This is a genomic window from Balneola sp., assembly GCA_003712055.1.
In the GTDB taxonomy this organism is placed as follows: Bacteria; Bacteroidota; Rhodothermia; order Balneolales; family Balneolaceae; genus RHLJ01.
In genome coordinates this window covers 72,034-94,969 of sequence record RHLJ01000004.1, presented here as the reverse complement: position 1 = coordinate 94,969, position 22,936 = coordinate 72,034, and the positions used below count along the sequence as shown (strand labels likewise).

The window sequence follows — 22,936 nt, the reverse complement described above, 5'->3', positions numbered from 1 at the left end:
GTGAATGCCTTAAGGTTTTCATTTCTGTTATTTACCTGCTGAACTAACAAGTACAAATGAAGTTTATTTTTTCAGTTGGATTGATGCTGATTTCTTCTGTTGCTTTCGGACAAGACCACCGGGGCTTTGTTCCAAAATTTACAGTTTCAGAAAAAACTACCCACAAGATTCCAAATGGGCAGGAATTCACCTTCGGATATTTAGAAGTCCTTGAAAACAGGAACTCTCCCAATAGCCGCACTATTCAAATTCCCGTTTATGTTTTTAAAAGCAGAAGCCCCAATCCTAAGCAAGACCCGATAGTTTATACTGTTGGGGGCCCTGGTTCAACCACTATGCCGTCAGCCCAATACATGAACTACTATAAATACTTGGATGACAGGGATTTCATTTTAGTTGAGCAAAGAGGAACCCTCTATGCCAAACCCCACTTGGATTGTCCTGAATGGTCAAATGCTACTCATAAGGCAATCCTTACAAATCTTGACACTGAAACCTCAAAAAGTCTGTTTGAAGAAGCTGCCCAGGCTTGTAAATCGCGCCTGGAAAAAAGTGGTATTGATTTGGATAGCTATAATACACTAGAAAGTGCAGCAGATATACATGAATTAGTAGATGTCTTAGGTATTGAAGAATATAATTTGCTCACAATTTCATACAGCACAAAAATAGCCCAGGTACTTTTGAGGGATTACCCTGAGAAAATCAGAAGTGTTGTGATGGACTCGCCGCTACCTTTAGAGGCCAATTACGATGAGGAAAGTGTCATAAACCTTTTGACAGTCTTGTACAAACTACTTTCTGATTGTGAAGATCAGGAGCCTTGTAACAATGCTTTTCCAGATATAAAAAATCATTTTCGAAATTATCTTATCAGTAAAACTGAATCTCCTGTTGAAATAACTATAACCGATCCGGCTACAGGTAATCCCAGAACCTTCCGGCTTTCGGGAAAAGATTTGATAGCGGTTTTTACCTTGGCGTCTTCAGGGGCTATTAGGAATGTTCCATTTGAGATAAATAAGCTCATAAATGGTGATTTGAGTTCAGTAGAAAAACAGTTGTCCTATTTGTTTGAGGAACCGGCAACCGGAGCAGGTATTGGAATGCGCCTTTCCGTTTGGTGTTCAGAAGAATCTCCTTTTGTCGATCCCCTTATTGTTGAAAAGGAAAAATCTATACATCCGGAGGTAAAAGGTTTATCTCCTGCTGTTTTCGAATCCTCCATTTGTAATATTTGGGACGTTTCAGGCATGCCCATAGAAGAAAATGAAGCTATAGAAAGTGCCACTCCTGTATTATTGATTAGCGGAGAATATGATAACGAAACCCCTACTAAATGGGCTGAACAAATGAGTGAAAACCTGAGTAATAGTTTTCATTTCGTATTTAAAGGCTGGAAACATACTCCGACCACCAACTGGGCTAATCGATGTGCAATGAATGTGGCTAACGATTTTTTCAATAATCCGAACGTTAGACCAAATCCAGATTGTCTTAAGGAAATTGAAAGTCCTATTTTTAAAACTAATAGTCCTTAACATTAGTCCATACTTAGCAAGGTAGCCCGATCTTTGGGCAGTAGTAGGCAAAAAAGAACGCTAAAATGAAATGTATCAATTGCGGGTTCGAGCACGGCGATAAATTTTGTCCTAATTGTGGAGAAAGGTCAGAGCTACGTAAAATTACTTTTAATTCCGTTTTTTGCGAATCTTTCTCAACACTAACAAATATGGATCGAGGATTCTTATTCAATGTTAAGAATCTATTTTTAAATCCTAGTGGAACAGTACATGATTATATAAATGGGAAAAGGAAAAATATATTTAACCCGCTTTCATTTCTGATCATAGCAATATCAATTTACCTGTTAATCGACTCTCTCTTTGTAACGGAATCAGTCAGTGATGGGGATGATTCAAAATTTTATTCTATAGGATATGAAGCGGGGCGGTTTATCGCACTCTATTATAAATACTTCTGGATCTCTTCCATTTTATGGCTGAGTATTTCAACAAGGTTACTCTTCCGGAAATACAATTTTGCTGAACACCTGGCGATAAACTCTTTTGTAGTTGGCCAGTCTACGCTGGTAGGGATAATTAGCTTTCTGATTTTTAGAAACGAATTGATATTCGATCCCCTGGTCTATATTTCAATTTTTTGGATTACTTATGAAATATTTAAGGAGAGGAAACGAGATTCTAGTGCGTTTGTTCTTGTGCTAATTTCGATGTTCTTTTTTTTCGTTCAGATGATTATAGTTATTACTCTTATAGGAGTAATCAGAAGCTGGGAATACATCAGCTGAGAACAATATGAATTCCTTCTAGATTCTTTTGTTGTTTCGATTGTAGAAATGAAATAAAGCGAAACACTTATAGCATCTTTGCGATAATACCTCCTTGCTGATTGTCCTTTAACCTATGCTTATATACTTAGTGCCATGACGAAAATATTTAGATCAACTTTGCTCATCATCACGCTGATGAGTTTATCTCATACGTCTTTTTCCCAACAATCAGGAGAGCTTTATGATGAAATTGTAAGAATGGATAGCTTGTATTTCTCAGCTCAGAATGAATGTAACCTGGACAAATATGCTTCTTTTTTATCCGAAGACTTTGAATTCTTCCATGACAAGGGTGGCTTTACCGCCTCTAAGGATGATGAAATGAAAGGTATGGCTATTTTTTGTGGGGATGAACAGCGCTCCAGGCAGCCCTTAAGAAGAGAGTTGATTGAAGGAACGCTTAAGGTTTTTCCGATGAATAATTACGGAGCCCTGGAGTTTTGTGATCACATCTTCTATTTGCAGATTAATGATGGTACGGAAAAGGTCGTTGGTTCGAGTAGGATGACTGCTCTATGGAAATTGATAGATGATGAATGGAAACTTACCAGGGTTATAAGCTATGATCATCAACCCTTAGCAGAAATTGAATTGCCCGGAGAAACCCTGGATCAATATGTGGGGGATTATATTCTTCCCGACAGAGTCGTCAACATTGTTAGAGAAGGAAAGCTGCTCAGAGCCACTGACATTACCAACGGCGTTCCAGGATGGAATACAGAACTTTTCCCGGAATCAGAGAACTAATTTTACTTCAAGTACGAAAATGTGGTCTATGAATTTGTAAAGAATGGCCCATCCGTTTCAATGCTTAACATCTATGAAAACGGTGAGCTTATTGAAGAGGCAAAACGGACAAACTAAATGCAGAGTAACAGCGCTGACTAAAATTTACTTCCCCAACATTTCTTCCAGGAGTTTCTTTCTCTTCGAAACTAATTCCCCCGGTCCCAAAACTTCTACTCCTTTGCCAAATTGGAGCAGCCACTCATTAATGAAATCCAAATTATCGAAGTAAAAGCTGACACTAATTTTATTAGGATTTTTTTCTCCCTTCCTAAAAATTTTAGCCGGTAAATTTGCCCGGAAACGCTCTAAATATTTTTTTTCAATTAATAGCTCGACCAATTCTGATCGTTCGCTATTTCTAAAAATAAGTGCCTCTACGTTCAAATTTGATTTTTTTGAAATCTGTTCATCCAAAATTCGGATCTCCCTCATACTTTCGAGGATAAAATTCCGGACTTCACCTCTTCGATGAGATTTTCCGATCACATTCCAATGGTCTTCATAAAAAACCAATAAGTAGGGGTCAATTTTTCGCCGGGATTCTTCTCCACTTTTTGTTCGATATATAAAATCCATTCTCTTGTTTTGAGAAATCGCGCTGCTAATCAAATACCAATCGCCGCCCTCCTTTTTCTCTGCTCCAAATTTTAAATAGGGATCTACAATAGTCTTTGTTTCAAGGGAAGCCATGAACTCTTTCAATTCTACCGGGAGCACATTTTTGATCTTAATTTCCACCCCTTCCGCGTCTTCTACCAGCTGCTTGTCTACTTGTGATTTCACAAAGTTCAAGCCAACCATGACCGTAGCTAGTTCTTTGGAGGTAAACATCAATGGAGGAATTTTATATCCTGGCATTACTCCATAGCCGGCATATCTATCCCAGGTTATAGGCACATTTATTTCTTGTAAAGTATTGAAATCTCTGAAGATAGTTCGTCTGCTTACTCCAAATTTTTCAGCTAGCTGATCTACGGTAAGCTTATTCCCTGGCTGCTGGAGAATAAGCATTAGTTTCAATCTTCGTTCCGAACTATTCATGAGCCTCCGCCATTCTTTTGACCCTTACGATAGCCTTTCCTTGGTAAAACTCATCCGTTATTACTTTATCCAGGCTTATGACTTCTGCCTTCAGGGGTAGCGAAGTTTTACTTAATTCTCCCCCCACTTCTTCTTCCCCTTTTAGAAAAAGGATTTCTGCCCATGGTTTTCCTTCCAGAAAACCAACCAGGTCAGAAATTTTAAACGCATGCTTTGTAATAACCAACTCTCCTATATCCATCTTTTCATTGGCAATTGACCCTGCACCAAATGAGGTATTGTCCAATCCTAGAGTCTTACTCATTTGCTTCACCGCCATGATCTTCTTCTGAACAATGTCATTAAAATGAAAAGTAATAGCTGGCATACAAACCGCCAAGGGTAGCCCAGGTAATCCTCCTCCTGTTCCTGTGTCTATTACTTTCTTTGGAGATAATCGTTCAATAAGAGGATATAAAAGGAGAGAATGGTGAACATGACTCATCAATGTTTCATGTGAAACATCTCTACTAACAAGGTTTATTTTCTCATTCCACCACAGAAGTCGCTCAGTATATTTACCTAAAACTTCGTTGTTCGATTGAATAATAGTTTCAGTACTCTTTAAGTCTTCGACTGAATAGATGATATGTGAAATAGAATGTTTCACATGAAACATTATCGCTTAAGGTAAACCATAAGCACGGAAAGATCGCTGGCGGAGACACCGCTAATTCTGCTGGCCTGACCAATAGTTTCTGGCCTTATTTTGGAGAGTTTTTGGCGACCTTCGGTAGAAAGGCTTCTTATGAGATCATAATTAAGGCTTTCCGGAATAGAGGTGTTCTCCTTCGTTGAAAGCTCTTCAACCATCTCGAATTCCTTTTTTATATATCCAGAGTACTTTATTTGTATCTCCACCTCCTCGATTACCAGGTCGTTCTGAGTAATCTCCTGCACTTTTGCCTTTAGCTTTTCATCTGCTTCAATAATATCGATGGCAGATATTTGTGGTCTGGACAACACTGTATGAGCTTTTACTGGTTGAGAAAGTGTATTAGTCCCCTTTTCCAACAGCATCGGGTCCATTTGCTCAGGGCGTACAGTGTAGCTCATTAAAAGATCATGGAGCTGATCAATTTCTTCCTTTTTTTTCTCAAATAGCTTCATTCTCTCTTCGGAAACAAGACCAATTTTATGCCCTAGCTCTGTGAGCCTTAAATCAGCATTGTCCTGGCGAAGCAGAATTCGATGCTCAGCCCTTGAAGTAAACATTCGATACGGTTCTTCTGTGCCTTTATTAATTAAGTCATCAATTAAGACCCCAATGTATGCCTCTGATCTTTTTAAAATAAACGGCTCTTTATCCTGAACCTTCAACCCGGCATTAATCCCTGCCATCAGGCCCTGGCATGCTGCTTCTTCATAACCTGTTGTTCCGTTAATTTGACCTGCAAAGTAAAGTCCATCTACCAACTTGGTTTCCAGCGTTCTCTTAATTTGATGGGGAGGGAAATAGTCATACTCAATCGCATATCCCGGCCGAATCATAACTACATTTTCAAAACCAGGAATAGTTTTTAGTGCTTCGTATTGTGTTTCTTCAGGAAGTGAGGTTGAGAAACCGTTCAAATACATTTCATAAGTATTCCAGCCCTCAGGCTCCAGAAACAGCTGATGCCGGTCTTTATCAGCAAATCGATTGATTTTGTCCTCTATACTAGGACAATACCTTGGACCAATGGATTTGATCCTCCCATTAAACATGGGGCTTCTATCAAAGCCGGTTTTAAGAACTTCATGCACTTCTTCATTAGTGTACCCAATCCAGCAGGTAAGTTGTTTATCAGCTTTGGGCAATTCCTTTGGGTTTGTAAGAAATGAGAACGGAGTTGCATCATCATCACCATACTGAATCTCGAGCTTGGAATAATCTATAGACCTTCCATCTACTCGAGGAGGTGTTCCCGTCTTAAGCCTTCCAATCTCAAATCCCAGTTCCTCAAGCGCTGCTGAGATACCTACTGATGCCCTTTCTCCAGATCGCCCTCCGCCATATTGGTTTTCACCTATATGGATTAAGCCATTCAAAAAGGTTCCGCTTGTAAGTACTACGGCTTTGGAGTAAAAAACCTGGCCGGTTTGAGTGACTACTCCTTTTATTTTTCCACCTTCAGTTACCAGGTCAACCACATTGTCCTGGCGAAACGTAAGATTTTGTTTTTCCTCAAGATACTCTCTCATTTTCTGCGCGTAAAGCATCCGATCGCTTTGGCACCTCGGACTCCACATTGCCGGGCCTTTACTTCTGTTTAGCATCCTAAACTGCACACCACTTTCATCACTTACAATCCCCGAAAGCCCGCCTAATGCATCAATTTCTCTAACAAGCTGGCCTTTAGCTACTCCTCCCATCGCTGGGTTGCAGGACATTTTTGCTATCGCCTCAAGGTTCATTGTAATAAGCAGCGTATTTGCGCCCAGTTGGGCTGCAGCCCCTGCAGCTTCGCTACCCGCGTGGCCTGCTCCAACAACAATTACATCATATGAAGGATAAATAGATGACATTTCTTTAGAAAAGGATTTTAAAATCGATCGGCAAAAGATATAAAAAGAAAAAGCCCCGCACACCATGTAGTGTTGTGCGGGGCTTTGCGATCCGGAAGGGACTCGAACCCTCGACCTCCTGCGTGACAGGCAGGCGTTCTAACCAACTGAACTACCGGACCTTTTTGAGAGCCTCAAATATAAAGAGGCTCTTCAAAGGAAGTCAATAGCTTCCAATAATAATAATTTTGTTCTTAGAGCAGCTCCTTAATAGCAGAAGTAAGCTCTGCACTTTCAGGCTTAACCTTGCTTCTGAATCTTCTAATAAGGTTTCCTTCCTTATCAACAAGAAATTTCTCAAAATTCCACTTAATCTCACCTTCAAAGTCTTCGTTTGGCAATGAGGTTAGATAAGTAAAAAGCGGAGCCTGATCTTCTCCTTTAACCGAAACCTTTGAAGACATCGGAAAAGTAACTCCATAGTTGAGCGAGCAAAACTGCTTTATATCCTCTTCTGTGCCCGGCTCCTGCCCGTTAAAGTTGTTAGCCGGAAAACCTACAATCTCGAGACCCTGATCCTTATACTCTTCGTAAATAGCCTGAAGGCCTTCGTACTGTGGAGTATAACCACATTTTGAGGCGACATTTACAATAAGTAATACCTTGCCCTTATATTGATCCATTGATAATTCATTCCCGTCAATATCTTTAAACGGGAAATCGTAAATCGAATCATTCTTTTCTATACTAGTGCCCATGATAAATAGACTTAAAATTGCTGTAAATAGTATCTTCATAACAATGAGTTTAAAATTTGCGTTAGTGTTGAAACCGTAACCTATCAGTATTTCATTTCATGAAAAGATATTTAGCCCTTTTCTTTATTGCATCACCTTTACTTTTTTTCACACCCCTTCATGCACAGATGTTTTCGGTAGGTGAGGTGAACAGAACTACTCCCATCCCAAACTCCTATCTAAGAATTGGCTTGGCCCCTACTGAGTTTGAGTTCATGGGGGACCGAACAGCTAACCCCAATTCTGTAGGACTTGAATCATCTTCAACCGCTTTTGTACTGCACCTAGACACACCAAGCCTTAACCTGAATCTGTTGCTTGCAAATTCTATCACCGGCCTTGATGACAAAAGCCTTCTGGATCTTAGCCTTAGCTTATCCAATCAGTTTACGCTAATACGGAGGCCCAGAATATCTGCAGGAATACCTCTTCAGCTGTCTAGCGTTTTGACTAATGCTAATAATGATCAGGATCAGGAAAACTTCAACCAGGGTAGTTTTGCTATAGGCGCTGGCGCTTTTACCAGTCTTCGATTTGCAAGAAGAGCCGGGTTTGTAGCGGAATTTATACCAAGCTATGGATTTAGTAATTCCAGCGGTGGGTTTTTTGGTGGATCTGTTTTTATGATGAACGGAAAAGCTAAATTTGATATTCACAATGTAATCAGGGGGCGCTCTTTAAGCTTTGGCTATGATTTTATGTATCGCTCATTTGATGTTGATGATGATTTCCTGGATTTCGATCTTACTTCACATCAAATAACCCTTGGAATTTCTTTTTGAAACCGGAAAAAGTCCTTTTAGAGCTTGAGCATTTACTTGAACAAAACGGATATCGTTTAAGAAAAGAGCGGGGCGCATTCAGAGGAGCCGATTGTGTTATAGAAGGAGATCGCCTTGTTATGATCAACAAAAACAAACCCGTTGAATCACAGCTTGGAACTATTGCCCGGGTACTTAGCCAAATAGAGCTTGAAGAAACGTATATAAAACCGGCCGTTAGAAAAGAATTGGAGAAGCTTTGGGACCGACTTGAAGTTAGTCCAATAGAAGAACAAGACTGGGATACTGATTAAAATGAAAGTAACCTTCCTTGGAACCGGTACTTCAATGGGCGTACCCGTAGCTGGTGGGTTTAAAAGGAAGGACTTAGCTCATGACCCCAGAAATGAGCGAACCCGGTGCTCTGTCTGGATAAAAACAAATGAAACCTCTCTTCTTATTGATGTAGGGCCTGAGTTTCGTATTCAAAGTATTCGGTCTGAGATAGAGATGGTTGATTATGTGCTTCTAACTCATGAGCACATGGATCACGTGGCTGGACTTGATGATCTGAGGATGTATTCCTATTTGAAAAAAGGCCCGCTTCCGTTGTACTCTACTTCCTCGGCTTTGGAGTCCATTAAAAAGCGATTTGATTATCTTTTTGGGCCTGATAAATATCCGGGGTCTGCCTCGATAGATTTAAGAATAGCAGATGAGCCCTTTCTTTTAAACGACCTTTCCATCACCCCGCTGCCTGTAATGCATGGGGATCTTGAGATTTTGGGGTTTAGGGTTAACGATTTTTCTTATCTAACGGATGTAAAGGAAATACCTTCTTCTACAAAAGAGCTTATAAAAGGGAGTAAGGCCATTGTTATTAGTGCGCTTAGATGGGAGCCCTCACATCCAACTCATCTCACCATTCCTGAAGCAGTAGATATTATCAATGATTTGGGTGTTCCTGAGGCTTACCTAATACATATGAATAGCTACGTGGATCATGAGCCGACAAATAAACGGCTTCCCAAGCACATAAGGCTAGCTTATGATCTGCTGACTATTGAGATGTAGATTTAATCACGATCTAGATAAGCTCATTTCTTGTCATTTCGAACCTGTCTGCCGATGCAGACAGTGTGAGAAATCTAAAACTCCCCTCAAAAGCTATTCCTAGATTTCTCGGTCGCTCACTCTCTTGAAATGACAAGCAAAGAACTAGAGAAACTTCTCGAAATCTGATGTAGATTTAAGCTGTTCTACGATTTCCTTTACTCCTTGCGCTTTCTCCAGATTGCAGATAAGGATTGCATCATCTGTTTCAACAACGGCTACGTTATCCAAGCCTACGACAGAAATCATCTTTTCTCCCTTACTAAGAATCAGATTATTCTCAGAGTCAGCAAATGTTGTATTCAGAGCCTGAACTGAATTTCCTGCTCTGTCTTTTTCTGCAAGTTCATAAACAGCAGTCCAGCTTCCTACATCATTCCAGCCAAACTCTCCTGGGACTACAAATACTGATTGAGCCTTCTCCATGATTCCATAGTCAATAGAAATAGATTCACAGGCGTGGTAAAAATCATTAATCGCCAACTCATGATTGCTTGTGTACAATTCTTCAGAGGCTTCTTTAACCTCCTCATACATATCGGGAAGGTGACTTTTAATTTCATTTAAGACGGTTTCTGCCTTCCATATGAACATTCCTGAATTCCAGAAATACTCTCCAGATTCTAAAAACCTTTGCGCAGTAATACTGTCCGGCTTTTCTGTAAAAGCCTTAACAGGATGAACGCTCTTGCCTGCAAACTCTTCGTCAGAACTCGTGTCTCCATATATATATCCAAAGCCTGTTTCAGGTCTGCTTGGGTTTATCCCAATAGTAACCAGGTTTTCTCCCGTTTTAGCCTTCTCAACTGCTGAGCTTAATATGTTTCTGAACTCCTCTGGGTTTGTAATATGATGATCTGCTGGGAGTACAACCATAACAGCATCAGGATCTTTTTTATGAAGAAGCTCAGCTGCAATAGCAACACAAGGGGCGGTATTTTTAGCCACGGGCTCGCCTACAATATTCTCAGCAGGAACTCTTGGTAATTGCTCCTGAACTATGGAAACATAGCTACTATTAGTAACTACCAAGATCCTTTCTTGAGGAATTATTTCCTTAATTCGATCTGCTGTATTTTGAATCATAGTCCCATCACCAAAAAGGTTATGGAACTGCTTCGGGAATGATTTTGTGCTTTTTGGCCAAAATCGTGTGCCGGAGCCCCCGGCCATAATTACTGCATAAACCATGTAAAGCTAATACTTAGTTATTCTAGGATTTCAGGAACATTTACAAGGGTAAGTGTAAAGCTAAATGTAGAGCCTCTATTTGGCTCACTCTTAATCTTTAGTTGTTCTCCGTGGGCTTCAATAATATGCTTAACTATAGCCAAACCCAACCCTGTGCCTCCTCTTTCTCTTGATCTGGATTTATCTACTCTAAAAAAACGTTCTGTAACCCGTGGTAGGTCTGCCTGATCAATCCCCATTCCGGTATCGGTTACATAAAGCCTTACTTTAGATGGTTCTTTCGATAGATCTTTTAATCCGATTTCTACATTTCCACCTTTACTATTGTACTTGATCCCGTTTTCGATAAGATTTATAAGAACCTGCCTGATCTGGTTCTTATCTACTCTCACCTGGAGGTTCTTATCAAAATCAATAACCGTTAGGCTAACCTCTTCTTTATCTGCTTTGTAATTGAGGCTTTCTACCGTTTCCTGAACAACCTCATACAAATAAATATCTTCCACCTCCGATTTCAGCTCTCCGGTTTCCAGCTTAGATATTTCCATCAAATCTTTGGTGAGATAAATAAGTCGGTTTACATTCCTCATTGCTTTCTGCAGGAAAGATCGATTTACCTCTTCATCTTCTAAGGCTCCGTTAAGGAGCGTTTCTATAAAGCCCTGAATTGCGAAAATGGGAGTTTTTAATTCATGTGAGATATCACCGATAAACTCTTTACGATAATTCTCAATACGATTTAGCCGTTGAATTTCACGCTCTACGGTTCGGCTTGATTTAATCAGGTGTTTAATGATGTAATCGAGTTCGTCATCATAAAGAGTTCGAACATCCTCTATTTCTTCGAAACGCTTTTTAGAGATATTCTTCGATACCTGCTCTAAAACCTGAATGCGCCTAAACTCCAGAGAAAAAATAACACCATAGGAAACTAAAAAGGTGCCAACTAAAGCGATTACAGATGTTGTGGCTGCAGTTGTAAGTTCAATCTCGCTTACCAACCATAACAACAAAAAGATCACTACCGCTGAAGCAGCGGAGGTATATAATGCTACGCGAAGCCCAAGTCTGAATATCCTGGACTTCCTTCGATTTTTACTCATTCTTTAAATCTATACCCTACACCTTTTACTGTCTCGATGTAGTGGTCTCCCAGTTTTTCTCGGATTTTTCGCACGTGTACATCAACCGTTCTATCAACTACGTAAATATTGTCTCCCCAAACTTTATTTAGCAAGGTTTGGCGATCGAGTACTTTTCCTTTTCTGCTCGCCAGAAAGAATAAGAGCTCAAATTCTTTTCTTGGCAATTGAAACTCTTGATCCCCCCTCTTAACAATGTACCTATCCTTATCAACTTCCAAATCGTGAACATCCAATTTGTTCTGTGCTTCCTGGGTTTCATCAAATCGGCGCATTACGGCCTTAATTCTTGAAATCAGCTTGGTGGTACTAATTGGCTTGGTAATATAATCGTCCCCACCTTTGTTTAAGCCCTCAACCTCCGTTTTCTCATCGCTTCGGGCAGTGAGAAAAATAATAGGAATACGCTTTAGTTCGTCATCTTTCCGCATTATTTCAACTGCTTCCAGACCGTCCATTTTGGGCATCATGATATCCAGCAGAACCAAATCCGGCTTACTTTCTTTGGCCAAGTTAATTCCTTGTTCTCCGTTTTCTGCTTTTAAGACCTGGAATCCTTCCTTTTTAAGATTGTACTCGATGAGATCCAATAAATCCTTTTCATCATCTACAACCAGAATGGTTTTCTTTGCCACGAGACTTTAATTTAGTTATATGCTTACAATTTTATAATGGTACTAATGTAACCGGCCAATAAAAAATGAACAAATTGTTACCTATCGGTTCAGAATAGCGAGACTTCTTCGTATCGCTGTAGATACATCTGAGTCCGGGCCCACTTTCAACACCTCCATTGCCGCTTGCTCAGACTCCCTTTCTGAAAAACCGAGCGCCACTAACGCTTGGATTGTTTCTTTCATTACCTGCCCATTGCTTTCTAAAGAAATAGAGCCTGATCCAGCTGAAGAAGGTGCTGGTAGCTTTTCTTTAAGTTCGAGGGTTATACGTTCTGCTGTTTTCTTTCCAATTCCCGGAACCCGGGAAAGAGTCGCAATATCACCCGAAGCTATTGCTGTAATAAGATGATTCGCCGGGAGCCCGCTAAGAATTGTTAGTCCAAGTTTTGGGCCCACCCCTTTTACGGTAATCAACTTTTCGAATAAGGCCTTTTCCTCTAAAGAAATAAAGCCAAATAATCGTTGATCATTTTCTGTGATGTGATGGTAAATAAGCAGTTTTATCTCCGACCCTAATGCCTCCATGTGCTCCAGGGTTTGAGAAGATATCTCTACCCCATAACCCACCCCCTGTACATCTAGCAATACTTTGCCTTCCGATTTTTCTTCAACAAACCCTTTTAGAAATGCAATCATGATTTATGGACTCTGTCCGGGTTCTCGGCTACAAAAGCGGCCCAATCTCCCTTCTTATTATTTTGGTGGGTCTTACTTTTTCCTGATAATGGAATTCCTTTTCCATTCATGAGATGACACCAGGCAACCGCTAAGGCATCTGTAGCGTCATTTGAAAGCTTTTCATCAGGAAGGGTCACCATCTTTTGTAGCATATAAGCTACTTGTTCTTTGCTGGCATTTCCATTTCCAGTAATGGATTTTTTAACCACTTTCGGAAAGTACTCTGTCACTTCCAGTCCTGCATTTTTAATGGCTAGTATTGCGGCAGCCTGTGCCCTCCCAAGTTTAAGCATGGCCTGGGGGTCCACTCCATAAATTGGAGTCTCAACCGCACATTGGGTGGGCTGGATGGATTTTATAATGCCCGATATTTTATCAAAAATAAACTGGAGGCGGTCGGAATGCTCTTCAATATGTGCCATTTTCAACACATCACAACGAAGCGCAATCAATTTGCCATTTTCCTCGGTAAGTACCGCATACCCGGTAAACCGGGAGCCAGGATCAATACCGAGGATAATTTCAGGCATATGCTTATTCGTCTTCTGCGTAAAGTTTAGCGAGGTCGTTCATCATTTCCTCTGAAATACCGTTAGTTACAAACCCTCCATCATGGAATAGGTTCTGCATGGTCACCTTTCTGGTTAGGTCTGAGAACAAGGTCACACAGTAATCTGCACAATCATCCGCGGAAGGATTACCAAGAGGAGAAAGTTTTTCAGCGAATGTATACATCCCATCAAAGCCTTTGATACCAGATCCGGCTGAAGTTTTAGTTGGCGCTTGTGATACTGTGTTCACTCGAATTCCACGAGAACCTAAGCGGCTACCATAGTTTCTTGCGATGCTTTCGAGCAGTGCTTTCGCATCGTTCATATCTGAGTACTTACTAAAAATTCTCTGTGCTCCAATGTAAGAAAGGGCAACAATGCTACCGCCATCGTTTAATGTTCCTGTCTGCTCAGCATGGTGTAATACCCTGTGCAAAGAAATGGCTGAAATATCCAGTGATTGCTGGTACCAGTTGTAATTTAAATCGGTGTATTCCTTTTTCTTTCGAATATTTGGAGACATCCCAATTGCATGAAGAATAAAGTCCACTCCTCCCCCAAAATGTTCTTTCGTTTTCTCCATTAGTTCAACAATCTCATCGTCTTTAGTAACATCAGCAGGGATGATGGGCGCGCCGGTTTCCTCCGACAGACCGTTAAGCGTTCCAAGCCTTAGCGCAATAGGGGCATTAGAGAGTACAAAATCAGCTCCTTCTCTTTTACATGCTAGCGCAATTCTCCAGGCAATGCTTCGCTCATCCAGCGCTCCGAAAATAATTCCTTTTTTTCCTTTTAGTAGTCCGTAGCCTTCGCTCATTGTAATATTGTATTGAGTATGTAATAATTAATTTCGTTCGGCAGAAGATAAGCAAAATATCAACGTAGTCATCCTGAACTTGATAGCGAACTTTTTAGATGTGTTCGTTTTGTTAGTTGCTCTTCTAACTCAATTAGGAGGAGTACTTTTGATAAAACAATTTTGGTTTTAAGTGTTATTTATAAATAAATACTTTAGGTTAAGCTTAACCAAAATATATTCAATATCTCATGAACAAACTTATCCCTCTTTTTACCCTTTTAGTGTTTGCCTATGCTTGTAGTGATAGCACTTCCGTAAACAATGACGAATCTCTTGAAAATGAAGCCGCCTCATATACGGTAGGAAAAACTCCTCTTCCCGTTATTGAAGGAATCAAAGATTATGGAATAGATGAGATTAGTGAGATGGTTGGGGAATCGAAAGCCAAATCGATAGCCATTAATGAAGAAGAGTTTACCCAATTACTCGATTCATATAGAGATCAGGCGAACTCTGAATACTATGGCGTCTTCAGTTTCAGAAGAAAAGTAAATGATGAATATGTTTACCACTACTATGTGAGAGATATCAACTTTTCAGAGGAAATCCTGGAAGAAGCTAGCGGAGAGAAGGCTTTATTTGTGGTAGTTCCGGGAAAGGATATGGCAGGAATTCATAGAACCTATGTTGCATGGATTCCGAACAGTCAAAAAGCAAAAGATCAGATGGCACTTTGGGCTCTTCCTACTGAAACACAGCCAAACCCTCTTGATGTAGGTACCATCCCCGATAACATGAAGTCTATGGGTTGTGATTGGGTTGAAACCGTACCAGGAGGATATGTAATAATTGGAGGCAGCGTTACTTATTGGCCGCCCATTGTAGAATGGATATGCGAAAACCCGGATACTCCTGTTGAATATGAAGAACCTGATATGGGCGGGGGAGGAAGCGGAGTATGCCCTACTCCGGGAGGTTGCGGTTTTGCTGATGATTGCCCGGATGGTGAAGATTGTTCCGTGGATAAACCCTGCCCCGGAGACCCGGTTATGAATCCAGAAATAGCCCCAACGGACGGACAAGGAGTTAATGGAGGGCGGTATGGCGCTCATAGATATAATAGTGTTGGGTACCATCAAGGACTTGATATAAAAGCAGATGTAAATTCTCCAGTACATGCAATGCACTCTGGAAATGCATCTAGTGGATATAGCTCAGACTTCGGACATTATATCATAATTACTACAGTGATAAACGGAAAAACGTATTTTGTGCTTTATGCCCACCTTAACCTAACTATGGTAAATAGTGGATATGTTAATCAGGGAGATCAAATAGGTTTATCTGGGCGAACGGGAAATGCTAATAATGCCCCTCATGCACATGTTCATATAGAGACCAGAACCGCTGATCAAGGAGATTCCAGTTATAATGACTATACTGCTCATGACCCGGAAAGCTTGATGGGAACTAAATTTGACGCTCAAGGTAATCCTTCTAACTCAGGATGTACTATCTAAATATTATGTCTAAAAAAATCCTCTTATTTATTGGAGTCCTTTTTTTTCCTTTGTCATGTTTTTCTCAGGATTCAACTCTCTTTTATGATTCCGAATCTGAAAAATGGGGTTTATCGTTTGAAACGTACAAACAACTACGAATTAATGAAGGCATCCTGTTAAATAGTTTACGAGCTGAAGAAACCCCCTGGGCATTGCTAGAGACTCAATTTCCGGATGAGTATAGTACACGAACTGATACGACCTTTATAGAAACCTTAAGAACAGATAATCTAGATGGATTGCGCGTTTTTTATACAAACTATGAAGACTCAAAAAAGCTACGCGCTTCTAGACTAGAAATTGATAGCAAAAAATTTTTCTTGAGTACATATCTATTTGAGCTTCGTATTGGAACTCCTATCAATGGCCTGTTTCCTAATACGGATAAAGCTTTGTATTCGAACAGAAACTTTATTGTTTTGTATCCAAGGACATCCTCTAATAAATACAGAAGCGCTCCTGCAATTGGGCTTAGCTTAGATTCAGAAACAAAAAAAATCACTAAAATTACTGTGACTTTTTGGAGCTTATGAAAGCAAAACGTGTAACCTGGGTTGTACTATTTTTTAAGCTTATCTGTTTTTTTAATATTAGCGCCCAAGGGACTAAAATCTCTTACAATGGAGAAAATACTTTTTATATAAGCTCATCTTTGTACAGCGAGCTAAAAGTAAACGGTAAAATCTCCTTTGAGGATATTCTACAGGAAGGGAGCTGGAACCTGCTCATCAAAGAATTTGGTGAACCAGAAAACACAGACTTGGTCTCTGACTCTTTGTTTGGAAAATCCAGAAGCGATGACTTTGACGGTCTGAGAATTTACTATTCTGAAATTGAGGACCCAGGCAAACTATTAGCAAATCGAGTAGAAATCGATAGCACATCTTTTTCGTTAATTGCTAATGACTTTGAGCTTTCCATAAGAAAACCCATAAATGACCTCTTTCCGGCAGAACTGAAGAATAAGTTGTCCGGTAAAAATCGCTTAGTTCTATTTATTGAGTATGAAGAGAATAAATATGCGGATATTGAAACTATTGGTTTGGAAATCGACCCATACACAGGAATAATTAAATCAATGCTAATTATTTTATGGAGACCATAAAGAACCTGTGTCTCTTCTTATAAGGTATTTAACAACCCAATATAATTTTCCACATCACTGTTGATAAGCCTTGTTTAATCCCGTATTTTTGCAGGCTCCGTAACTGGCGGAGATAATCCTGTTTTTCCATGTTTGATAATCTATCCTCAAATCTAGAGCGAGCCTTTAAGAATATTAAAGGTGAAGCACGTCTTACCGATGTAAACATCGCGGAGACGGTACGTGAGATTCGTCGCGCCCTTTTGGATGCCGATGTGAATCTTGAGGTAGCCCGCCAGTTCACAGCAGATATTAAGGATAAGGTCCTTGGCTCTGATGTTCTCACCAGTGTTAATCCAGGTCAGCAGTTCACAAAAATTGTGTACGATGAGTTGGTTGCAACCTTTGGTGGCGAAAAATCAGATATCGCCCAGGCACACACTCCCCCTACTGTCATTCTCATAGCCGGTTTGCAAGGTTCTGGTAAAACCACCTTCACAGGTAAGCTTGCCCGATACCTTAAGCAGGAGCATAAACGGAACCCGCTTCTTGCTGCCGCCGATGTTTATCGCCCTGCTGCAGTAAACCAGCTAAAAACACTCGCATCGCAAATTGATGTGCCTGTGTATTCGATTGAACAAAAAGACGCTGTTCGTGTTGCTAAAGAAGCCGTTTCGATGGCAAAAAGCTTAGCAATGGACACTGTTATCATCGATACCGCGGGCCGTTTGCATGTGGATGAAGAGATGATGAAAGAGGTCGCGGAAATTAAAAAAGCCGTTAATCCTCATGAGATTTTGTTTGTAGTTGACTCCATGACTGGACAGGATGCAGTTAACACAGCAAAAGATTTCAATGACCGATTAAACTTTGATGGCGTTGTTCTTACCAAGCTAGATGGTGACACCCGCGGTGGTGCTGCCCTATCTATCAAATCGGTAGTAGACAAGCCAATCAAGTTTGCGAGTACCGGCGAAAAGCTGGATGCCCTTACCCCTTTCTACCCAGACCGAATGGCTCAACGCATTTTGGGGATGGGAGATGTGGTATCGCTTGTTGAAAAAGCTCAAAAAGAATTTGATGAAAAAGAAGCCCAGCGTCTTCAAAAACGGATCACTTCTGACAAGTTTGATCTGGAAGACTTCCTGGCTCAGATTCAAAAAATCAAAAAGATGGGAGATCTTGGTGATCTCGTATCTATGATTCCCGGCGCCAGCAAAGCAATAGAAGATGCAGATATCAATGATGACGCTTTTAAGCCCATCGAAGCAATAATCTATTCTATGACGCCGGAAGAGCGTCGGAACCCCAGCATTTTAAATGGAAGCCGTCGAAGACGGATTGCACAAGGTTCCGGCACAACTGTTCGTGAGATTAATGATCTCATCAAACAGTTTGAACAGATGAAGAAAATGATGAAGACCATGTCCAAAATGGGAAAAATGGGACGGGCTCTTCATGGACTTAAAAATCTGCCTCTAGGCCGATAAGAACACTAGTGATATGATTTCAAAATGAAAAGCAGTCATCCTGAGGATACTTCCGAAGGATCTGCACAACCAAGAACTTGCTAGAAAATTGTGCCGACTCATCGCTTTGCTCTGAGTGACTTATTCTAGTTTTTTATTTGAGAATTCATATCAACAACGATTTAGATAACTAAAACTCAACTGAGGAAACATCATTGATTAAGATTAGACTTCAACGCAAGGGACGTATTCGTCGTCCTATCTATCATATCGTAGTTGCTGATAGCCGCTCTCCAAGAGACGGTCGTATTATTGAGCAAGTAGGTCGTTATGATGGCGTTACCGAAAAGAAAGAGACGGTTCTTAATGAAGACCGTATTATGTACTGGTTAGATACCGGTGCACAGCCTACCGATTCCGTTCGTAAAATCCTTCGCCAGGAAGGTTTGCTATATAAGCGCCACCTTGTTATGTGGGGCAAAAGCGAAGAAGAAATTGATGCTGCTCTAGCAGAATGGAAAGCATACCGTGACTCTAAGAAAGAGACCGAAGTAACCAGAAAAGAACAAGTTCAGGCTTCTCTTGCTGCTGAAGAAAAAGCAGTAAAAGAGAACGTAGCCAAGAAAGCTGCAAAAGCCGCTGCTGAACTAGCAGAAGAAGCAACAGCAGAGGCTGAGGCTACAGAAGCTACCGAAGAGGTTGCAGAAGAAGCGACGGCCGAGACTACGGAAGAAGCTGTAGCAGAAACAGTTGAAGAAACAACCGATGAAGTAGTGGAAGAGCCCGCTGAAACTACCGAAGAGGTAGTAGTAGAAGCAGTAGCTGAAGAACCTGTTGCAGAAGTAGAAGAAACAGAAGAAGCTACTGAGGAAGAGGTTGTTGCGGAAGCAAGTACTGATACTCAAGTTTCTAGTGACTTAACGGCAAAAGAAGCTATTGATCACATCAATAATACCGACCTTGCTGACTTAGCTGGTTTTGTTACTGATGCTGAAGATCGTAAAACTGTACTAGCTGCCTGGGAAGCCAAGCAAGCTGGATAAATTTGAGGCTCCTATGAATCAGGACGCCCTTACATCACCGTTTGTCCAGGTTGGGCATGTTGTTAAATCGCAGGGTTTGAAAGGAGAATTAAAGGTTCACTTTGATTCCATAAATCCCAACGCGATAGAACAGATTTCGATGGTGTATATGCGAAATGATCGTGGAGACTTTTTTCCCTCTCGACTTTCCGGGTTCCGGATAGAAGAAAAGGGAAACAAACCTTCGTTCTTTGTACAATTTGACCAAATCGCTGATCGCTCTTCTGCTGATGCGATGAAAAACAAAGCTCTTTTTATTGAAAGAAAAGAAGCTGAAAAGTTCTTCAATGAACATATTGAAGAGCCTTCATTCATCGACTTTGAAGTAGTACATGAAGATAATGCTATTGGCTATGTAGATGAGGTAATAGATAATGGAGCGCAGCAACTTCTTTCTATAGCATCAAGTAAAGGAGCTTTGTTGGTTCCTATTGTTGATGAATATATAGTGAACATTGATGCTGAATCCGGAACCATCTATTGTAAAAACCTTGGGCGACTGATTGAATTATGATGAGAATAGACATCATATCAGGAGTTCCTGCCCTGTTAGACGGGCCACTAAATCATAGCATAGTAAGGAGAGCTGTAGATAAAGGACTAGTTGAGATTCGTGTGCATGATCTTCGGGATTATACCGACGACAAACACAAAAAAATCGATGACTATCCTTATGGTGGAGACCCGGGAATGGTGTTAACTCCACAGCCTATCTTCAGCTGCATAGAACACCTCTTAAAGCAACGAGATTATGATGAATTGATCTTTACTGCTGCCGACGGTGATGTTTTTGATCAACAAGCGGCTAACGCGCTTTCATTGAAAAAAAACATTCTTATTCTTTGCGGACATTATAAAGGGGTAGATCAGCGAGTACGTGATGAGTTAATCACCAAAGAATACACTATTGGTGATTACGTGCTTTCGGGAGGAGAACTTCCCGCCATGGTTATTACCGACGCTATAGTTCGTTTATTGCCAGGCGCTATTGGAGACGCCGGAAGTGCGCTTAATGACTCATTTCAAAATGGATTGCTTGAAGCGCCGGTTTATACTCGACCAGCAGAGTTTCGGGGGCTCAAAGTTCCTGAAGTACTACGATCAGGTGATCCTAAAAAAATCGAAGCATGGCAACAGGAGCAATCCCTAGAACGCACCAAAGAACGAAGAAACGATTTGTACGAAAAACTTTAGAAAGAATATTAACATCTTATCCCGACCGCTGTCGGGACGAGATCAAGACATAAAAAAATGGACAAGCTAAAATTAGTTGAACAAACTCTGGTAAATGATGACATCCCTGAATTTACTGCAGGTGACACCGTAAACGTTCACTACCGTGTACGTGAAGGTGAGAAGGAAAGAATTCAGCAGTACGAAGGTGTTGTAATTTCTGAGCGAGGAAGCGGCCCAAACAAGACATTCACCGTTCGAAAAATGAGTGGAAGTATTGGCGTTGAGCGTATTTTCCCACTCAACTCTCCTTTTATTGCTCAAATTGATGTGAAAAGAAAAGGTAAAGTTAGACGTTCGAAGTTGTTCTATCTTCGTGAGCTTCGTGGTAAGGCTGCCCGTATCAAGGAAAAAGAAAGCCAGAACCGAAAGAAGTAATCGTTTCTTAACTATTTGTTGAAACTAATCCCGGATCATTCTTTGTAATAATCCGGGTATTTCTTTTTTGTCTCACTCACTTATTCGAACATAAATCTTCAGGTATGAACATAATTCTCTTTGGTCCTCCTGGTGCAGGAAAAGGTACTCAGGCGGAGTTACTTATTAACGAATACTCTATTCCTCACCTTTCTACAGGAAATATTTTCCGGGCTGCCATTAAGAATCAGACCCCTCTTGGTCAAAAGGTAACCGCAATTCTTGATGCCGGTGAACTAGTACCTGACCAGCTTACTATTGACCTGGTTGCTGAAGAGCTTAATGATGAGAAATATAATAATGGAGCTGTATTTGATGGCTTTCCAAGAACAGTAGTTCAGGCCGAAGCTTTTGACAAACTCCTGGAGAGCAAAGGGCAAAAACTAGATGCCTTTATATCTCTTGAGGCTCCTGAAGAAGAACTGGTTAAGAGAATTTTATCCAGGGGTCAGGGCCGTTCTGATGATACAGAAGAAGGGGCAAAGCACCGCATTAGTGTATATAACAAAGAGACCGCACCAGTCCAGGCTTATTATGAAGGCAAAGGACAAGTCAAAAAGATTGACGGTATCGGTAGTATTGAAGAGATTTTCGACCGAATTAAGTCTATTCTTTCTTAGTCTTTCTTTTCTCTAGGTAAATACTCCTGGAATCGTAGACCCGAAATACTTTCAGTTTTCGGTAGTAATCCCAATTCTTTATAAGCATCCAGTATTTGCCCCCACTTTTCCGTTGAAGAGCTTCCAATATTGACCCTATTTGGATATATCAGATCCATCATCTGCTCTGCTTCATATAACAAATGCTCTTTGCTATGGCGTGTAGAGTACTTTTCATAGATAATATCCACTGTCTCTTCAATATTACTCATCGCGTATTCCCACCCTTTTAAAGACGCTTCTCTGAATTGTAATACAACATCTTGATTGTTTTCTATCATCTCTTCAGTAGTAAATAACACATCTCCATAAAACCCATAGCCCATCCCTTCTGGTTGGATAATCACGTAATCTACACCTGCTTCTTGTAGTAAAAAGGGTTCATCTGAGATATAGGCAGTAATTGCATCTACCTCATCATCAATAAGCTCTGAAATAGAATAGGAATGGCCCGTTTGAATAAAATCAGATTTGGTAACCCCATTCATTTCAAGATAGGCCAAAATATCTGCTGCATAAGCCTCTACTGCTACTCTCTTTCCTTGTATATCTGATACCTTTTCAATTCCTGATTCCCTTTTAGCTACCAGAACCTGGGCTGATCTTTGAAATATTGGAGCCAATAGTACCAGCTTTCTCCCCCGGCTTCGAAGTAATAAGATATCCGATGTAGTTACACCAAATTGAGCCTCTCCTTCAAATACAGAAGCCAATGTTTCTCCCTCATCCGGAGCCTCAAGTAGCGTGACTTCGAGACCTAAATCATGATAATACCCTTTTTCAATAGCCATGTAATACCCGGCAAACTGAAACTGATGCTTCCATTTTAGTTGGAGTGTAACCTGTTCAGTTTTTTTCTCTGTTTGAGCATGAACATGTGTAGCAGCTAAGAGCACTGTAATAAGCAGTATTAATTTTATCACCTTCATCTTTTCTTTCCTTTTTAAGTCATCCTGAGCACCCCTGCGAAGGATCATCAAAAAAATAAACTACATCATACTTTGCTTTTAGG

The 22,936-nt window shown here is 40.6% G+C and carries 26 protein-coding genes and 1 tRNA gene; 15 read left to right on the top strand and 12 right to left on the bottom strand.

What is annotated here, in order from left to right; translation table 11 throughout:
* Window positions 1-56: 56 nt before the first annotated feature.
* The 3 genes from ED557_10170 (at window position 57) to ED557_10160 (ending at window position 3,100) form a co-directional block, all read left to right on the top strand.
* The gene (locus ED557_10170) at window positions 57-1,541 is read left to right on the top strand and encodes an alpha/beta fold hydrolase (GenBank protein ID RNC83072.1); all 1,485 of its coding nucleotides are present in this window, start codon (window positions 57-59) and stop codon (window positions 1,539-1,541) included.
* Window positions 1,542-1,606: 65 nt separating this feature from the next.
* Window positions 1,607-2,311, top strand: a complete 705-nt coding sequence (locus tag ED557_10165) for a DUF3667 domain-containing protein (GenBank protein RNC83071.1) — start codon at window positions 1,607-1,609, stop codon at window positions 2,309-2,311.
* 135 nt (window positions 2,312-2,446) lie between these two features.
* Window positions 2,447-3,100, top strand: a complete 654-nt coding sequence (locus ED557_10160) for a nuclear transport factor 2 family protein (protein ID RNC83070.1) — start codon at window positions 2,447-2,449, stop codon at window positions 3,098-3,100.
* A 144-nt stretch (window positions 3,101-3,244) separates the two neighbouring features.
* Here the strand turns inward: ED557_10160 and ED557_10155 are convergent, their stop codons facing one another.
* The 5 genes from ED557_10155 to ED557_10135 form a co-directional block, all read right to left on the bottom strand.
* The gene (locus ED557_10155) at window positions 3,245-4,153 is read right to left on the bottom strand and encodes a YafY family transcriptional regulator (GenBank protein ID RNC83409.1); all 909 of its coding nucleotides are present in this window, start codon (window positions 4,151-4,153) and stop codon (window positions 3,245-3,247) included.
* A 22-nt stretch (window positions 4,154-4,175) separates the two neighbouring features.
* Window positions 4,176-4,841: a hypothetical protein gene (locus tag ED557_10150; GenBank protein ID RNC83069.1), complete on the bottom strand. Its 666-nt coding sequence runs from the start codon at window positions 4,839-4,841 to the stop codon at window positions 4,176-4,178.
* The gene (gene mnmG / locus ED557_10145; GenBank protein ID RNC83408.1) at window positions 4,841-6,721 is read right to left on the bottom strand and encodes a tRNA uridine-5-carboxymethylaminomethyl(34) synthesis enzyme MnmG; all 1,881 of its coding nucleotides are present in this window, start codon (window positions 6,719-6,721) and stop codon (window positions 4,841-4,843) included. Before mnmG ends, ED557_10150 begins: the two co-directional genes overlap by 1 nt.
* A 93-nt stretch (window positions 6,722-6,814) precedes the next feature.
* Window positions 6,815-6,891, bottom strand: a tRNA-Asp gene (locus tag ED557_10140).
* Between the two features lie 72 nt (window positions 6,892-6,963).
* Complete coding sequence (locus ED557_10135; GenBank protein RNC83068.1) at window positions 6,964-7,506, bottom strand: glutathione peroxidase; 543 nt, start codon at window positions 7,504-7,506, stop codon at window positions 6,964-6,966.
* A gap of 59 nt (window positions 7,507-7,565) precedes the next feature.
* On the opposite strand from ED557_10135, the gene ED557_10130 reads away from it, so the two are divergent.
* The 3 genes from ED557_10130 to ED557_10120 are packed head-to-tail and all read left to right on the top strand — an operon-like array spanning window position 7,566 to window position 9,341.
* Window positions 7,566-8,288 carry a hypothetical protein gene (locus ED557_10130; protein ID RNC83067.1) on the top strand — a complete coding sequence of 241 codons (723 nt, stop codon included), beginning with the start codon at window positions 7,566-7,568 and terminating at the stop codon, window positions 8,286-8,288.
* The gene (locus ED557_10125) at window positions 8,285-8,581 is read left to right on the top strand and encodes a hypothetical protein (protein RNC83066.1); all 297 of its coding nucleotides are present in this window, start codon (window positions 8,285-8,287) and stop codon (window positions 8,579-8,581) included. Before ED557_10130 ends, ED557_10125 begins: the two co-directional genes overlap by 4 nt.
* Before the next feature lies 1 nt (window position 8,582).
* The gene (locus ED557_10120; protein ID RNC83065.1) at window positions 8,583-9,341 is read left to right on the top strand and encodes an MBL fold metallo-hydrolase; all 759 of its coding nucleotides are present in this window, start codon (window positions 8,583-8,585) and stop codon (window positions 9,339-9,341) included.
* A gap of 144 nt (window positions 9,342-9,485) precedes the next feature.
* Here the strand turns inward: ED557_10120 and ED557_10115 are convergent, their stop codons facing one another.
* From ED557_10115 to ED557_10090, 6 genes are all read right to left on the bottom strand, one after another.
* Window positions 9,486-10,571, bottom strand: coding sequence for a mannose-1-phosphate guanylyltransferase (locus tag ED557_10115; GenBank protein RNC83064.1), 1,086 nt, complete (start codon window positions 10,569-10,571; stop codon window positions 9,486-9,488).
* Window positions 10,572-10,588: 17 nt separating this feature from the next.
* Window positions 10,589-11,674 carry a hypothetical protein gene (locus ED557_10110; GenBank protein RNC83063.1) on the bottom strand — a complete coding sequence of 362 codons (1,086 nt, stop codon included), beginning with the start codon at window positions 11,672-11,674 and terminating at the stop codon, window positions 10,589-10,591.
* A complete protein-coding gene (locus ED557_10105; protein RNC83062.1) occupies window positions 11,671-12,348 on the bottom strand; it encodes a response regulator in 678 nt (225 codons plus the stop codon). Before ED557_10105 ends, ED557_10110 begins: the two co-directional genes overlap by 4 nt.
* Window positions 12,349-12,429: 81 nt before the next feature.
* Window positions 12,430-13,026: a Holliday junction branch migration protein RuvA gene (ruvA, locus tag ED557_10100; protein ID RNC83061.1), complete on the bottom strand. Its 597-nt coding sequence runs from the start codon at window positions 13,024-13,026 to the stop codon at window positions 12,430-12,432.
* A complete protein-coding gene (gene ruvC / locus ED557_10095) occupies window positions 13,023-13,598 on the bottom strand; it encodes a crossover junction endodeoxyribonuclease RuvC (GenBank protein ID RNC83060.1) in 576 nt (191 codons plus the stop codon). Before ruvC ends, ruvA begins: the two co-directional genes overlap by 4 nt.
* 4 nt (window positions 13,599-13,602) lie before the next feature.
* Window positions 13,603-14,436 carry an enoyl-ACP reductase gene (locus ED557_10090; GenBank protein ID RNC83059.1) on the bottom strand — a complete coding sequence of 278 codons (834 nt, stop codon included), beginning with the start codon at window positions 14,434-14,436 and terminating at the stop codon, window positions 13,603-13,605.
* Window positions 14,437-14,666: 230 nt separating this feature from the next.
* On the opposite strand from ED557_10090, the gene ED557_10085 reads away from it, so the two are divergent.
* The 9 genes from ED557_10085 (at window position 14,667) to ED557_10045 (ending at window position 21,885) form a co-directional block, all read left to right on the top strand.
* On the top strand, window positions 14,667-15,938 hold the full coding sequence (locus ED557_10085; GenBank protein ID RNC83058.1) for a M23 family metallopeptidase: 1,272 nt from the start codon (window positions 14,667-14,669) through the stop codon (window positions 15,936-15,938).
* A complete protein-coding gene (locus ED557_10080) occupies window positions 15,926-16,513 on the top strand; it encodes a hypothetical protein (GenBank protein RNC83057.1) in 588 nt (195 codons plus the stop codon). The genes ED557_10085 and ED557_10080 overlap by 13 nt, the downstream gene beginning before the upstream one ends.
* Entirely contained in the window at window positions 16,510-17,085 is a 576-nt protein-coding gene (locus ED557_10075; protein ID RNC83056.1) for a hypothetical protein, read from the top strand. Before ED557_10080 ends, ED557_10075 begins: the two co-directional genes overlap by 4 nt.
* Before the next feature lie 128 nt (window positions 17,086-17,213).
* Complete coding sequence (locus tag ED557_10070) at window positions 17,214-18,554, top strand: signal recognition particle protein (protein ID RNC83055.1); 1,341 nt, start codon at window positions 17,214-17,216, stop codon at window positions 18,552-18,554.
* A gap of 194 nt (window positions 18,555-18,748) precedes the next feature.
* Window positions 18,749-19,576: a 30S ribosomal protein S16 gene (rpsP, locus tag ED557_10065; GenBank protein ID RNC83054.1), complete on the top strand. Its 828-nt coding sequence runs from the start codon at window positions 18,749-18,751 to the stop codon at window positions 19,574-19,576.
* A 13-nt stretch (window positions 19,577-19,589) separates the two neighbouring features.
* Window positions 19,590-20,129, top strand: a complete 540-nt coding sequence (gene rimM, locus ED557_10060) for a 16S rRNA processing protein RimM (GenBank protein ID RNC83053.1) — start codon at window positions 19,590-19,592, stop codon at window positions 20,127-20,129.
* Entirely contained in the window at window positions 20,129-20,809 is a 681-nt protein-coding gene (gene trmD, locus ED557_10055; GenBank protein RNC83407.1) for a tRNA (guanosine(37)-N1)-methyltransferase TrmD, read from the top strand. Before rimM ends, trmD begins: the two co-directional genes overlap by 1 nt.
* 57 nt (window positions 20,810-20,866) lie before the next feature.
* On the top strand, window positions 20,867-21,226 hold the full coding sequence (locus ED557_10050) for a 50S ribosomal protein L19 (protein ID RNC83052.1): 360 nt from the start codon (window positions 20,867-20,869) through the stop codon (window positions 21,224-21,226).
* Between the two features lie 104 nt (window positions 21,227-21,330).
* Window positions 21,331-21,885 (top strand): adenylate kinase, encoded by a 555-nt coding sequence (locus ED557_10045; GenBank protein RNC83051.1) that lies wholly within the window; start codon window positions 21,331-21,333, stop codon window positions 21,883-21,885.
* On the opposite strand, the gene ED557_10040 is transcribed toward ED557_10045, so the two are convergent.
* Entirely contained in the window at window positions 21,882-22,901 is a 1,020-nt protein-coding gene (locus tag ED557_10040; GenBank protein ID RNC83050.1) for a hypothetical protein, read from the bottom strand. The genes ED557_10045 and ED557_10040 overlap by 4 nt on opposite strands.
* Window positions 22,902-22,936 lie beyond the last annotated feature (35 nt).

Coding starts and splice junctions, on each gene's coding strand:
- ED557_10170 (RNC83072.1), top strand. CDS start 57: ATGAAGTTTATTTTTTCAGTTGGATTGATGCTGATTTCTTCTGTTGCT.
- ED557_10165 (RNC83071.1), top strand. CDS start 1,607: ATGAAATGTATCAATTGCGGGTTCGAGCACGGCGATAAATTTTGTCCT.
- ED557_10160 (RNC83070.1), top strand. CDS start 2,447: ATGACGAAAATATTTAGATCAACTTTGCTCATCATCACGCTGATGAGT.
- ED557_10155 (RNC83409.1), bottom strand. CDS start 4,153: ATGCTTATTCTCCAGCAGCCAGGGAATAAGCTTACCGTAGATCAGCTA.
- ED557_10150 (RNC83069.1), bottom strand. CDS start 4,841: ATGTTTCATGTGAAACATTCTATTTCACATATCATCTATTCAGTCGAA.
- ED557_10135 (RNC83068.1), bottom strand. CDS start 7,506: ATGAAGATACTATTTACAGCAATTTTAAGTCTATTTATCATGGGCACT.
- ED557_10130 (RNC83067.1), top strand. CDS start 7,566: ATGAAAAGATATTTAGCCCTTTTCTTTATTGCATCACCTTTACTTTTT.
- ED557_10120 (RNC83065.1), top strand. CDS start 8,583: ATGAAAGTAACCTTCCTTGGAACCGGTACTTCAATGGGCGTACCCGTA.
- ED557_10115 (RNC83064.1), bottom strand. CDS start 10,571: ATGGTTTATGCAGTAATTATGGCCGGGGGCTCCGGCACACGATTTTGG.
- ED557_10110 (RNC83063.1), bottom strand. CDS start 11,674: ATGAGTAAAAATCGAAGGAAGTCCAGGATATTCAGACTTGGGCTTCGC.
- ruvA (RNC83061.1), bottom strand. CDS start 13,026: ATGATTGCATTTCTAAAAGGGTTTGTTGAAGAAAAATCGGAAGGCAAA.
- ruvC (RNC83060.1), bottom strand. CDS start 13,598: ATGCCTGAAATTATCCTCGGTATTGATCCTGGCTCCCGGTTTACCGGG.
- ED557_10090 (RNC83059.1), bottom strand. CDS start 14,436: ATGAGCGAAGGCTACGGACTACTAAAAGGAAAAAAAGGAATTATTTTC.
- ED557_10085 (RNC83058.1), top strand. CDS start 14,667: ATGAACAAACTTATCCCTCTTTTTACCCTTTTAGTGTTTGCCTATGCT.
- ED557_10080 (RNC83057.1), top strand. CDS start 15,926: ATGTACTATCTAAATATTATGTCTAAAAAAATCCTCTTATTTATTGGA.
- ED557_10075 (RNC83056.1), top strand. CDS start 16,510: ATGAAAGCAAAACGTGTAACCTGGGTTGTACTATTTTTTAAGCTTATC.
- ED557_10070 (RNC83055.1), top strand. CDS start 17,214: ATGTTTGATAATCTATCCTCAAATCTAGAGCGAGCCTTTAAGAATATT.
- rimM (RNC83053.1), top strand. CDS start 19,590: ATGAATCAGGACGCCCTTACATCACCGTTTGTCCAGGTTGGGCATGTT.
- trmD (RNC83407.1), top strand. CDS start 20,129: ATGAGAATAGACATCATATCAGGAGTTCCTGCCCTGTTAGACGGGCCA.
- ED557_10050 (RNC83052.1), top strand. CDS start 20,867: ATGGACAAGCTAAAATTAGTTGAACAAACTCTGGTAAATGATGACATC.
- ED557_10045 (RNC83051.1), top strand. CDS start 21,331: ATGAACATAATTCTCTTTGGTCCTCCTGGTGCAGGAAAAGGTACTCAG.
- ED557_10040 (RNC83050.1), bottom strand. CDS start 22,901: ATGATCCTTCGCAGGGGTGCTCAGGATGACTTAAAAAGGAAAGAAAAG.